The 12,749-nt window shown below is 64.2% G+C and carries 9 protein-coding genes and 5 pseudogenes; 10 read left to right on the forward strand and 4 right to left on the reverse strand.

Translation table 11 applies throughout. The features are described from left to right. From XAXN_RS12350 to XAXN_RS12370, 5 genes and pseudogenes are all read left to right on the forward strand, one after another. A pseudogene (locus XAXN_RS12350) lies at positions 1-764 on the forward strand (NAD-dependent epimerase/dehydratase family protein); the annotation flags it as partial. A gap of 37 nt (positions 765-801) precedes the next feature. Further along, the gene (locus tag XAXN_RS12355; RefSeq protein ID WP_054319758.1) at positions 802-1,986 is read left to right on the forward strand and encodes a glycosyltransferase family 1 protein; all 1,185 of its coding nucleotides are present in this window, start codon (positions 802-804) and stop codon (positions 1,984-1,986) included. Next, positions 1,983-3,175: pseudogene (gene glf / locus XAXN_RS12360) on the forward strand (UDP-galactopyranose mutase). Before XAXN_RS12355 ends, glf begins: the two are co-directional and overlap by 4 nt. Before the next feature lie 89 nt (positions 3,176-3,264). After that, a pseudogene (locus tag XAXN_RS12365) lies at positions 3,265-4,384 on the forward strand (beta-glucosidase). Next, positions 4,381-6,158: pseudogene (locus XAXN_RS12370) on the forward strand (ABC transporter ATP-binding protein). Before XAXN_RS12365 ends, XAXN_RS12370 begins: the two co-directional pseudogenes overlap by 4 nt. Positions 6,159-6,355: 197 nt before the next feature. On the opposite strand, the gene XAXN_RS12375 reads toward XAXN_RS12370, so the two are convergent. Then, positions 6,356-6,559: a DUF3606 domain-containing protein gene (locus XAXN_RS12375; protein ID WP_174515524.1), complete on the reverse strand. Its 204-nt coding sequence runs from the start codon at positions 6,557-6,559 to the stop codon at positions 6,356-6,358. 80 nt (positions 6,560-6,639) lie between these two features. Beyond that, positions 6,640-7,251 (reverse strand): DUF4142 domain-containing protein, encoded by a 612-nt coding sequence (locus XAXN_RS12380; protein ID WP_054319759.1) that lies wholly within the window; start codon positions 7,249-7,251, stop codon positions 6,640-6,642. 270 nt (positions 7,252-7,521) lie between these two features. On the opposite strand from XAXN_RS12380, the gene XAXN_RS12385 reads away from it, so the two are divergent. Then, the gene (locus XAXN_RS12385; protein ID WP_054319760.1) at positions 7,522-8,694 is read left to right on the forward strand and encodes a zinc-dependent alcohol dehydrogenase; all 1,173 of its coding nucleotides are present in this window, start codon (positions 7,522-7,524) and stop codon (positions 8,692-8,694) included. Positions 8,695-8,777: 83 nt separating this feature from the next. Here the strand turns inward: XAXN_RS12385 and XAXN_RS22515 are convergent, their stop codons facing one another. After that, positions 8,778-8,960: a hypothetical protein gene (locus XAXN_RS22515; RefSeq protein ID WP_042823874.1), complete on the reverse strand. Its 183-nt coding sequence runs from the start codon at positions 8,958-8,960 to the stop codon at positions 8,778-8,780. Between the two features lie 292 nt (positions 8,961-9,252). On the opposite strand from XAXN_RS22515, the gene XAXN_RS21430 reads away from it, so the two are divergent. After that, positions 9,253-9,675 (forward strand): YkgJ family cysteine cluster protein, encoded by a 423-nt coding sequence (locus XAXN_RS21430; protein ID WP_134980657.1) that lies wholly within the window; start codon positions 9,253-9,255, stop codon positions 9,673-9,675. 9 nt (positions 9,676-9,684) lie between these two features. Further along, positions 9,685-9,918 carry a hypothetical protein gene (locus XAXN_RS12400; protein WP_054319761.1) on the forward strand — a complete coding sequence of 78 codons (234 nt, stop codon included), beginning with the start codon at positions 9,685-9,687 and terminating at the stop codon, positions 9,916-9,918. 442 nt (positions 9,919-10,360) lie between these two features. Here XAXN_RS12400 and XAXN_RS12405 read toward each other — a convergent pair whose 3' ends face one another. Then, positions 10,361-10,573 (reverse strand): hypothetical protein, encoded by a 213-nt coding sequence (locus XAXN_RS12405; protein WP_042823876.1) that lies wholly within the window; start codon positions 10,571-10,573, stop codon positions 10,361-10,363. A 335-nt stretch (positions 10,574-10,908) separates the two neighbouring features. On the opposite strand from XAXN_RS12405, the gene XAXN_RS12410 reads away from it, so the two are divergent. After that, entirely contained in the window at positions 10,909-11,634 is a 726-nt protein-coding gene (locus tag XAXN_RS12410) for a DUF3348 domain-containing protein (protein ID WP_054319762.1), read from the forward strand. Between the two features lie 10 nt (positions 11,635-11,644). Continuing rightward, a pseudogene (locus XAXN_RS12415) lies at positions 11,645-12,727 on the forward strand (DUF802 domain-containing protein); the annotation flags it as partial. Between the last annotated feature and the right edge of the window lie 22 nt (positions 12,728-12,749).

The raw sequence follows: 12,749 nt of genomic DNA on the forward strand, positions 1-12,749 counted from the left end.
ACGAAAGCGCGCCATTGAAGGCGATCAACCCCTACGGGCGCACCAAGGTGATGATGGAAGAAATGATCGGCGACCTCAGCGCCGCGTGGCCGGACTTCAACGCGGCGTTGCTGCGCTACTTCAACCCGGTGGGTGCGCACCCAAGCGGGTATCTTGGCGAAGACCCACGAGGGGTGCCGAACAACCTGATGCCCTACATCGCATAGGTGGCAGTGGGACGTCGCGAGGCCCTGCAGGTGTTCGGCGACGACTACCCCACCGACGACGGCAGCGGCGTGCGCGACTATCTGCATGTGATGGATCTGGCGCGCGCGCATGGGGATGCCATCGATTACCTGCAGCGCGAGCGCAAGGGCTTGGTGGGCAATCTGGGCACCGGGCGCGGCTACAACGTGCGCGAGGTGGCCGCCGCATTCGCGCGCGCCAGTGGCAGGCGCATTCCGCTGAGCATCGCGCCGCGCCGCGATGGGGACGTGGCGGTGTACTTCGCCAGTACCGCGCTGGCCAACCGGCTGCTGGGCTGGACCGCCGAATACGGCCTGGACCGCATGTGCCGCGATACCTGGCGCTGGCAGTCGATGCATCCGGACGGCTATACCGGTTCGCGTCTGCCGCGCCAGCGCACCGCGGCGGTCGTGCCCGAGCGCGACAGTGCGCGCGAGCTGCCGGCACCAGCGCGCCGGCTGTCGCCCAGCCCGGACACGCGCCGTCGCAGCGAGCCGGTGCGCACGCGAGTGGTCGCCGATGCTTTCTCCCGCGCGTGATGCGCAACGACCCGTTTCTTTCCTACGAGGGCATTCCATGAGTTGGGCTGGTCAGTTCCAATACGCGATCGGCAAGACCCGCCCCTCGATTCCATCCAACAGCACGCCACAGTTCGATCCGGCGCGGCCCACGCTATTGTGCCGGTCGCATCTGCGCTGGAGTTTTGTCTATCAGCGCCCGCAACACCTGATGTCGCGTTTTGCACGCGATGCCAATGTGCTGTTCTGGGAAGAGCCCATCGCCTGCGATGCCGCCGAGCCCTGGTTGGAGGTGCGTGGCGAAGAGCACGGCGTGCACGTCTTGGTGCCGCGCCTGCCCGCCGGGTGTGAGGGCGAAGATGCCGTGCAGGTGCAACGCCGCCTGCTGGATGGCTACCTGGCCGAGCTTGGCGTACGCGATCTGCTGCTGTGGTACTACACGCCGATGAGCCAGAGCTTAAGCGCGCATCTGACCGCGCGCATGGTCATTTACGACTGCATGGACGAGCTGTCGGCCTTTCGCGGTGCGCCGCCGGAGCTGGTGCAACGCGAGCGCGCACTGCTGCAGCGCGCCGATGTGGTCTTCACCGGCGGCTACAGCATTTGGGAGGCCAAACGCGCGTTGCACGCCAATGCGCATGCGTTTCCCAGTAGCGTGGACGTGGCGCATTTCGCCGCCGCGCGTACGTCGCAGCAGGAGCCTGATGACCAGGCCGGCATCGCACATCCGCAGCTGGGCTTCTACGGTGTCATCGACGAACGATTCGATGTCGAGCTGTTACGCGCGATCGCAACGCAGCGGCCGCAATGGCAATTCGTGATGATTGGCCCGGTGGTCAAGATCGCCCCCTCCGAGCTACCGCAGGCTGCCAACATCCACTATCTGGGCGGAAAGACCTACGACGAATTACCTGGGTATCTCTCCGGCTGGGAGGTGGCGCTGATGCCGTTTGCGATGAATGCCTCCACGCGCTTCATCAGCCCGACCAAGACGCCCGAATACCTCGCTGGCGGCTGCCCGGTGGTGTCCACGCCAATCCACGACGTGGTGCGCAACTATGGCGACACCGGCGTGGTACGCATTGCCGCGACCGCCGATGCCTTCGTGGCCGCCTGCGAGACGGCACTGCAGGACCGTACCGATCGCGACTCCCTGCTCGACAGCGCCGATGCCGTGCTGGGCGATATGTCCTGGGACCATACCTACGATCTGATGAAGGAGACACTGTCTTGGAGGCAATGACCCCGCCGTCCGCCACGCCGCTGGCCGCCCGTGGCACGCGCGACAACGCGCGGCGCGGCTTCGATTACCTCATCGTCGGCGCCGGGTTTGCCGGCAGCGTGTTGGCCAAACGGTTGGCCGCCGGTCTCGGCAAGCGAGCGCTGGTGGTCGACCGCCGCCCGCATATCGGCGGCAACGCCTACGATTTTCATGACGACGCCGGCGTGCTGATCCATCGTTATGGTCCGCACATCTTCCACACCAATGCGCAGCGCATCGTGGATGACCTCTCCAACTTTACCCAGTGGCGTCAGTATGAGCATCGCGTGCTTGCGCAGGTGGGCGAGCAACAGGTGCCGATCCCGATCAACATAACCACGTTGAACCGTCTGTACGGCCTGCAGCTGGCAACCGAAGAACAGGCCGCAGCGTTCCTGGCCGGCCGCGCCGAGCCGGTAGCCGATATCCAGACCAGCGAAGATGTGGTGATCAATCAGGTAGGTCGCGAGCTCTACGAAACCTTTTTCCGCGGCTATACGCGCAAGCAGTGGGGGCTGGATCCCTCGCAGCTGGACAAGTCGGTGACCTCGCGCGTGCCCACCCGCACCAACGACGACGACCGCTACTTCACCGATGCCTTCCAGCAAGCAGATGCCGCTGCACGGCTATACGCGCATGTTCGAGCGCATGCTCGATCACCCCAACATCAAGGTGATGCTCAATACCGACTACCGCGAGATCTGCGACGAGCTGGAGTACGACCACCTGGTGTACAGCGGGCCGGTGGACGAATACTTCGACTATTGCTACGGCAAGCTGCCGTACCGCTCGCTCAGGTTCGAGCACAGCACGCTCGATCAGGAGCACTTCCAGGCGGTGGCCACGGTCAATTATTCGGACGAAGCGGTGGCCTACACCCGTATTACCGAATACAAGCACCTCACCGACCAGCAACATCGCAAAACCAGCATCACCCGCGAGTATCCTTCGGCCGAGGGCGACCCGTATTATCCGATTCCCCGCGCGGAGAACGCCGAGCTGTATCGACGTTATGAGCGCCTGGCGGCCGAGACGCCCAAGGTGACCTTCCTCGGACGGCTGGGCACCTACATACAAGTACTACAACATGGATCAGGTGGTTGGCCAGGCGCTGGCCTTGTACAAGCGCATCGAAGACGCCGAACAGCGGCGCGCCGAGCTGGCAGTCTGACCACGCACGCCCCGCCCTGCAGCAGCGTCGCTGGGTGGCAGTTATCGACGCACCGCTGCAAGCCAGCGGCGCGCGCGGCAGGATGTTGGATGCATACCCCCACAACGTTCGAGAGTTTTTTCATGGCGGGGTTCGAGTGTTCGACCCACCGCCGCCGTGATGGGCACAGGCTCGATCTGATTGCCGCCACCAGGCACGACCGCTGGGCCGCCAAGGACTATGCGGCGTTGTCCGCGCAAGGCCTGCGCTGGCATCTGATCGAGCAACGCCCCGGGCATTACGACTGGTCCAGCTTCCTGCCGATGCTGCATGCGGCCAACAGCGTGGGCACGCAGGTGATCTGGGACCTGTGCGATTACGGCTGGCCGGACGATGTGGACATCTAGACGCCGCAGTTCGTCGACCGCTTCGCCCGCTTTGCTGCCGCCGCCGCGCAGTGCGTCAAGGACGCCTCCGACGCGGTGCCGTTCTACGCGCCGCTCAACGAGATCTCGTTCTGGGCCTGGAATGGCGGCGATCACGCGCGCATGCACCCGATGGCGCGCGGGCGTGGTTTCGAGCTCAAGCATCAGCTGGTACGCGCCGCGATCGACGCGATACGCCAGGTGGACCCGCGCGCGCTTCCTGCAGGTGGACCCTGCAATCCATGTGGTGCCGTCCAACGACCGGCCCGGCCCGCGTCGCGAGGCCGAGCGCCTGCGTCTGGCGCAGTTCGAAGCCTGGGAAATGATCTGCGGCAAACAGTGGCCAGGACTCGGCGGTGCGCCGGAGTATCTGGACATCATCGGCCTCAACTGCTACTCGGATAATCAGTGGTATCTAGGCGGGGTGCCGATCCTGCGCAACTCGCCCGACCACCGCCCGTTCTCGACCATCATGCTGGAATTCTGGCAGCGCTATCGCCGCCCGATGATCGTCTCCGAAACCGGGGCCGAAGCCGATCAACGCGCCCCCTGGCTCGATCACGTCGGTAGCGAGGTTGCGCTGGCCATGCAGCACGGCGTTGCGATGGAAGGTGTCTGTCTGTATCCGGTGCTGGACTACCCCGGTTGGGACAATAACCGGCATTGCCCCACCGGCTTGCTTGGCTATGCGGACGAGCACGGCGAGCGACCGGTGCATGCAGGCCTGGCCGACGAGCTGCGCCACGAGCACGACCGTTTCGGTCTGCGCGCACCGCAGTTCGCGCTGGCCGACATCGCCACGTGAGCAGATCCGCCCACTCCACCCTGTTGCCGGACACGCCGGCGCGTTTTCTCTGGCACTACGTCGGCCAACGGCCCTGGCATTTCAGTGGCTTGCTGCTCTTGATCGTGGGCGCAGCCGGCTGCGCGGTGTCGGTGCAGTACGGCATGAAGATGCTGATGGATGCAGTGGCCACCGACCAACGCAGTCAGGCAAACGTGTGGCTGCCGCTGGGCCTGTTCATCAGCCTGATCGCGGTGGAAAACCTGCTGTGGCGACTGGGCGGCTGGCTGGGCTGCCGCACCGTGGTGGCCAGCGTGGTGGACATCCGCGTGGATTTGTTCCGCCATCTCACCGGCCACCCGATGCGCTATTTCACCGAGTATTTTGCCGGTGCGCTGGGCACAACCGCATCACCGCGCTCGGCAGTGCTGCCGGGCAGATCTTCGGTGGACTGGCCTCGAAGATCGTGCCGCCCATCGTGGATTTCGTCGGCGCCATCGTGCTGCTGTTGACGATGGATTGGCGCATGGCCGCCACGCTGGTCGGCTTCATTGCGATCGTGGCCGCCATCATCACCAGCTTCGGCATTCGCGGCCGCGCCAAGCATCAACGCTTCGCCGCGCCGGCCGCACGTGTCGGCGGCGAGTTGGTGGACGCGGTTTCCAATGTATGGACGATCAAGGCATTCGCCGCGCGCGATCGCGAAAGCGCACGCCTGGCCGAACAGATCGGCCACGAGGCCGTGGCGCATCGGCGTAGCTGGATGTACGTGGAAAAGGCGCGGGTGATTCACGACATCTGCCTGTCGCTGATGGCCGGCGGCATGCTGATCTGGGCAATCAGCATGTGGCGTTCCGGTGCGGTGAGTGCGGGCGATGTGGTGTTGGTGAGTGCGCTGACCTTCCGCATCCTGCATGGCTCGCGCGATCTGGCGCTGATCCTGGTGGACACCACCCAGCAACTGGGCGCCATTGCCGATACCTTGCAAATTATTCTGCAACCGCACGCCATCGTCGATGCGGACGTGCCGCTGGCATTGGCCGAAGGCGATGTGCGTTTCGAAGACGTGCGCTTTGCCTACCCCGAGCGCGCCGCGGTACTGGAGGGATTGAACCTGCATATCCCGGCCGGCCAGAAGGTGGGCATCGTGGGGCCGTCTGGTGCCGGCAAGTCCACCTTGATTGCACTGATCCAGCGCCTGGACGATGTGGAATCCGGACGCGTGCTGCTCGACGGGCAGGACATCCGCGGGGTCAGCCAGGACAGTCTGTGCGAAAGGATTGCGGTGGTGCGGCAGGAAACCGCATTGTTCAATCGCAGCATCGGCGACAACATCCGCTACGGACGTCCCGATGCCAGCGATGCCGATGTGCACGAAGCGGCGCGGCATGCATTCTGCGATGGCTTCATCCGGCAATTGCCCGAGGGCTACGACACCCAGGTGGGCGAGCGCGGCGTGATGTTGTCGGGCGGCCAGCGCCAGCGGCTGGGCATTGCGCGCGCCTTTCTCAAGGACGCGCCCATCCTGATCCTGGATGAAGCCACCTCGGCACTGGATACCGAATCGGAAGCGGAAATCCAGGCCGCGCTCGATCACCTGATGCGCGACCGCACCGTGTTGGCGGTCGCCCATCGCCTGTCCACTGTGATTGGTTTCGATCGGATCGTGGTGCTGCAGAACGGCAGCGTGGTCGAAGACGGCGCCCCTGCGGAACTGCGCGGCCGCGGTGGCGTATTCGACAGTTTGTGGCAGCGGCAGGCAGCCGGATTCGAGACTGCACCGGAAGCCCTGTGAGGTGATTGCACTGGGAAGCGCTGGTTGCCTTGCGTGATGCGTGGCGGGGCAAACACATCATGCTGCTGTTTGATACGACGCCAATGGCGTCAGACGCGTTGTCGGCCTCGGAAAACGATCCGCGTCTTTGCAATCGCTGGCGCGCAAAAAAAAAAACAGGCAGCTTTTCGCTGCCTGTTTTACTTCCTGCAAACGCATCAATGCGGTGGTCGATAGTCGCGCAGTTTGGTGGTCACGTTGCCGACCTCCTGCACCGCGCGCTTGAGGTCGTCTTCGGACATTCCCAGTTCGCGTGCCCAGTACTGCAACTCCCATTCCTCGTTGATGCTCACGTTGTGCATGTCGGTGGGTTGACGATTTGCGTCCTGTGGTTCGCCCATGGCGATCTCCCGTATAGACAACTGGTAAGCCGACGGCGGCACCAGCGACTCACATGATTTGCTAGCGCTGCTGTCTCAACGCATTGCATAGTAATCTGTGTTTAGTGAGGCTGGCCCTGCTTGGCGCGCAGCGCCTTGGCGTGTTCCAGATGTTCGGCGATGGTGCCGCGTCCGCGCTGCAGCTCTTTACCCAGGTCGCTGGAGCCCGGCTCGCTGCTCAGTTGCGTGTCCAGCAAGGCCAGCGCCTGTTCGTGACTATCCACACTGGCTTGCAGATACTGCGATTCGAACCGCTGCCCATGCAGATCCTGCAGGCGCCTGCGGACGCCCTCGGCGCCCGCCTGGCCAAGTGTGCCATTGCGGTCCGGCGCAAACCGGCTGAGGTCCGTCAATGCGGCGCTATGGGCTTCGTCCATCTTGCGCGCGAATGCCAGCACTTCTCCTTCCACGCCCTTGACCACTGCCAGCTGCGCAAGCGTGCGTTCGTTCTCGTTGAACACTACCAGCGCACCGAGCGCCTGCTTTCGGTCGCGGGCATCGCCCACGCTAGCGCGCAACGGGTCGTGCGGCGGCGTGGTACCGATGACCGCGGGTGCGTCTTGCAACGAGCTCTGCTCGCCTTGGGTATCGCTCGCCTGCCCCTGGCGACGCAGCCAAGCCTTGTACGCCACATAGCCCACCGCGCCGGCGGTCACCATCTTGAAAAGTCCCATTGCTGTCTCCTGTTTGGTCGCGCTTGCCTGAGTGCGCAGCGCTCAGTGGTTGTCGGGGTCGCTGGCGCAGACAAGACGATGCTGCATGCGTTCCAGCGCGTTGAAGGAGCCTGCGAGCGCGCGGGTTATCCAGACGTGACTTGCGCATCAACGCCGCGTCGGCAGTCGAACTCGTCCACACCATGCCCACGCACCGTGCTGACCGGCTTAACGCGGGTGCACGAACACTGCATGGCATTACCGCTTCCTAACGTCCCCCAGGAAACAGCCATGCTTGCCCTCAACTACCACGGCTCACGCGATGTGCGGGTTGAAACCGTACCCGATCCGGTATTGGTCGAACGCGACGACCTGATCCTGCTGATCCTGCGCGTCACTGCCACTGCCATTTGCGGCTCTGACCTGCATTTGTATCGTGGCAAGATTCCCGACCTGCGCCCCGGCGATATTCTCGGCCACGAATTCATGGGCATCGTGGAAGAGGTGGGCCCGGATGTCACGGCGGTCAAGCCGGGCGACCGGGTCGTGATTCCGTTCGTGGTCGCCTGCGGGCGCTGTTTCCACTGCATGTTGCAGGAATTTTCCGCGTGCGAAACCACCAATACCGGCAAGGGGGCAGCGATCGATCACAAGGACATGCGGCCGCCCGCCGCGCTGTTCGGCTTCAGCCATTTGTACGGCGGACTGTCGGGCGGCCAGGCCGAATACGTACGCGTGCCCAAGGCCAATGTCGGCCCGCTGGCGGTACCCGATGCCTTGCACGATGAGCAGGTCTTGTTCCTGTCCGACATCCTGCCGACCGGGTATCAAGCCGTCGTCGATGCGGGCGTCACACAGGGCTCGACCGTTGCGATCTTCGGTGCAGGCCCGGTGGGCCTGATGGCCGCAGCGTGCTGCCGCATGCTGGGCGCAGAGCGCATCTTCATGGTCGACCGGCACGCATACCGGCTCGATTTTGCGTCCAGGACCTATGGCGTGATTCCGATCAATTTCGAGCAGGTCGACGACCCGGCCGATGTGATCGTCTCGCAAACCGATGGCCGCGGCGTTGACGCCAGCATCGAGGCGGTCGGCTTCGAGGCCGAAGGCAGCGCAATCGAAACCGCATTGACCAACCTGAAACTGGAAGGCAGCAGCGGCGTGGCGATCCGCCAGTGCATCGCAGCCACCCGTCGCTGCGGTGTGGTGAGCGTGCCAGGCGTGTATGCCGGCTTCATCCACGCCTTCATGTTTGGCGATGCATTCGACAAGGGCTTGACCTTCAAGATGGGCCAGACACATGTGCAAAAGCATATGCCGCACCTGCTGGAATGCATCGGCAATGGTCAACTCAAGCCAAGCTCGATCATTTCGCACCGCATGGCGCTGGCTGACGCAGCGCGTGGCTACGAACTGTTCGACAAGAAGCAGGACGATTGCCGCAAGGTTGTGCTCACGCCGTAAGTGCATGAATGCGCGGACGCAGACGGCGCGATCTTCGACCGCGCCGTCTGCATTTGCACAGCTGTCAAATGCTGCGAATAGGCTCAATCCAGCGGCTTGGCTGGCACGAACGGGGACACCGGATCGCTGGCCGGGAAGGTTTCTTCTACGGCTTCGTCCTGCAGCGCGTCCTGCTTTTTCTTTTCGTGTTGCGCCTGGTCGTCCTTCACTTGATCGCGGTGTTCGGCTTGATCGTGCGCAGAAGGAATCTGGTTGAATGTGCTCATGTACTTTCCTACGACGTGATGCGGGCCCCTACGCTACGGTGCGCGGCGTTGGCACAGGTGAAAAGCGTCTTCGCTCATCAACGACAAAGGCAACGCATGTGCCGCATCTGCATGGTGGCGGGCCACGCAATGCATTACGTGCGGTCTCGTCCTCTTGCCGATGCGGCGCAATCACAATTCCATCTCGACCATGCGCGGCGCCGTGGCGTGACCTGTGCTTTCGCAGATGAGGTCACGCAGCGCTGCACAAGCCGCGGTGTTGCCGAAGTCAGGTATCCGTCGATCCGCGCAGTTGCATCTGCACCGTGGCCATGCAACGACACGCCGTCGGTTCACATCCAGACGCGCCCAGGGTGTATGGTGCACGGGCGGCAGGAATCCGGTGTCGCCCTCATTTCATCTGGCCCTTTCCATCGACAATCTCTGCGAACGCTGCGACGCCGTCTGCTGCCGGCTCACCGTCATGGTCGATCCATCCGACCGTATCCCGCACCATCTCACCAGCGTGACGCCGCAAGGCTGGCATGTGATGGCGCGCGACGAAGAAGGCTGGTGCGTGGCCATCGACGCTGCGCGCATGTGTTGCTCGATCTACGAGACGCGGCCGGCGATCTGCCGGCGTTTCGTCATGTCCGGCCCGTATTGCCGCGACGTGCGTGCCACCTACGACGATCAACGCCGCCGGGGCATTCCCTTGACGCTGTACAACGCATGAGGATTTGCGATGCATCATTCCCGCCGCCAGTCGATCACCGTCAGTAACCAGCCGGGCAAGCCGCGGTTGTCCGAACAACGATTGGCCGCCGATCTGCAAGCGTTTCAGCAATCCGGCGGCGCGATCGAACGTCTGGGCGATACGCCGCTACGTCGCGAAAAGAAACGCGGCGCGCCGGAGGCTGCGCCAGCCGCTGCAGCCGGACCGGCCGTCGCAGCCGACGCCGACGCCGAGGCCGATTAAAGCCGCAACGGCAGCAGGCGTTTTGCGCCTGCCTTGTCAGAAACGGCATCTGCAGCATGCAACCTGCCCATCGCAGCGCGAAGCCTCCGGGGCAATCACACAGGAGCGCATCGCTTCGCGCAGCGGCCGTCACCGAGTCGAATGCCTGAAATGCAGGGGCGGTGGCGATTGGCCGCCTGCCCCGCATTTGTCTGCAGCCAGGTCGAAGCGGCATGTGAAGTACTGCGTTGCCAGCTACCCCATCGGCGTCTACGCGCATCGGTCAGCGGTCACCGACGCGATGCAAGGTAGGCGGCCAATCAGCTTCAACAACGCAATCACGGCAGCTGCAACTCTGGGTGGCACGGCAGGAGCAGCGCAACCAGGTACCTCTCGCCGGGCTCGGTGCTTGAAACATCATGCGCCCCGCGCAGGCGTCACCGCCCTGCCCGGACATTGGCGGTTACAGCAGCTGTGCGCGCTTGTTCGCGCCAAGCCCTTGTGCCAGTGAGGCCATCTCGTTGGCCAAGGCAACCATGTTGCCGCCGGCCTGCGCGGCGATGCCCATGATGCGTTGGTAGGCGTCCCAGAAGTCGGGCCCATTGCCATAGGCATCGTGGAACCCTCGCAGCTCCAAGACCATCAGATCGGACACTTGTATGCCGGAGCGGTCCATTGTGTACCTCGATGGGGGATTCCCCGGCCTGCAGCTTATACCCATTCACCTTACAAAACCGAGTCAGCCGGACGGCCGGAAGCCTGGACCTGAATTGGTTACAAAGGCTCACGGTAGTCTGCGTACGAACTTTATTGTTGGGACTGCTTGACGGCTGCCTACCGGCCGGTCGCGAAACGGCGCCGCACATCAGGCAGCCACACCCGTGGCCCGCCGCCCACCCCAGGCCGGCTGAATGCCAGCACGCATGGGCCCGACAGCTCGCTCGCCGCTCCCGCCCGACGTGCCGACCTGCGGGTGTTCCCGTGTAAAATGCCCGGTTTTTGACCGGAAGAATGGCGAAAGTGTCTCCACGGGCGCCCTTGTCGGGCCCGGCGTTCATTCGCCTGCTTGCTCGCCTCAGCGACGCGCACATCGCCCAGTCCAACCACGCGCTGGCCGAGCGGCTGAGCCAGTGGATCGATTGGACGCGCGCGGTGGCCGTGTCCAAGGCGCTGGACGGCAAGCTGCCCGACCCCGACGACCTGCCCGAGCCGCGCCCGCTCGACGCGGAGGCGCGCGCGCGCGTGCGCACTGGCCTGGCCGCCAGCAGCGTGGCCGAGTTGGACGCGCTGGTTGTGCGCGTGCGTGCCGAGGCGCGCAACGCCGCGCTCGCAGGCGCGCCCGATTTCGCACCGTTTCGGCAGCACTACTTGGCCATGCAACGCGCCATGCGCACTGCCACTGGCGATCTGCGCGGGCGCCTGCGCGATCTGCTCGCATTGGTCTCCGCCGACATGGCGCGGTTGGCCGAAGTGGATGCGGTGATGGAGCTCACCCTGAGCCCGCGCGAGCAGAGCCTGTTGAACACCGTACCGAGCCTGCTCGGCGCACATTTCGAACGCCTGCGCGATGCTGCACAGGCGCACCACCGGCCGACCGATGACGAGGCCGCGCCACGCGCGGTGCCCGACGGCTGGCTGGATATCTTCCGCAAAGACATGCAGAGCGTGTTGCTCGCCGAGCTGGATGTTCGTTTTCACCCGATCGAAGGCCTGCTTGCAGCGCTTCGTACCCGCTAACTGGGACGTCATGTTCAGAACTCTCGTACACGTGTGTGTGTTTCTCGTCGGCCTGCTGGCGGTTTGCTGGGTCGGCATCGGCTATCTCGGCTCCAACCCGCTCGGCGCCTGCGTCGCGGTGGTGATCGGCGCCTGCTATGTGGCCGGCGCGCTGGAGCTGTATCGCTACCGCCAGGCCACTGCGACGCTGGAAGCGGCCGTAGATAGGTTGACCACGGCGCCTTCTTCCCTGAGCAATTGGCTACAAACAGTTCACCCTGGCCTGCGCAATGCGGTGCGCCTGCGCATCAAGGGCGAGCGCGTGGCGCTGCCGGCACCGGCGCTGACGCCGTATCTGGTCGGCTTGCTGGTATTGCTCGGCATGCTCGGCACCTTGCTCGGCATGATGGCCACGCTCAAGGGCACCGGCTTTGCATTGCAGAGCGCCACCGATTTGCAGGCGATTCGCGGCTCGCTCGCAGCACCGGTGGAAGGCCTGGCCTTCGCGTTCGGCACCTCCATCGCCGGTGTGGCGACATCGGCCATGCTCGGTTTGTTGTCGGCGCTGTGCCGGCGCGAGCGCCTGCAGGCGGTGCAACGGCTGGATCTGAAGATCGCTGCCGAACTGCACCCGCATTCGGACGCGCATCGACGTGGCGAAGCATTCAAGCTACAGCAGCAGCAAAGCGCCTTGATGCCTGCCTTAATCGACCGGCTGCAGACGCTGATGCACACCATCGAACAGCACAGCCTGGCTGCCGAAGAACGCCTGGCCGCACAGCAGGCCGACTTCCACGCCAAGAGCGAAGCGGCGTATACGCGGCTGGCCACGGCAATGGAACACGCGCTGCAAGCCGGTGTCGCCGAGAGCGCACGGGCGGTCGGTGCGGCATTGCAGCCGGCGATGGAAGCCATCATGGCCAGCATCTCGCGCGACACCGCCGCATTGCAGGCACATTTCACGCAAGCCGTGCAGCAACAGCTGGACGGCATCACGCATGGCTTCCAGACCAGCGCCAGCACCACGGCGCAGCACTGGCGCACGGCATTGGCGGCGCAGGAACGCGCTCAGCAGACCCACACCGCGCAACTGCAGACCACGCTGGAGCAGATAGATTAGGGCAACGCTGATCAAG

Origin of the sequence: Xanthomonas axonopodis (assembly GCF_001304695.1) — a bacterium.
Taxonomy (GTDB): Bacteria; Pseudomonadota; Gammaproteobacteria; order Xanthomonadales; family Xanthomonadaceae; genus Xanthomonas; species Xanthomonas axonopodis.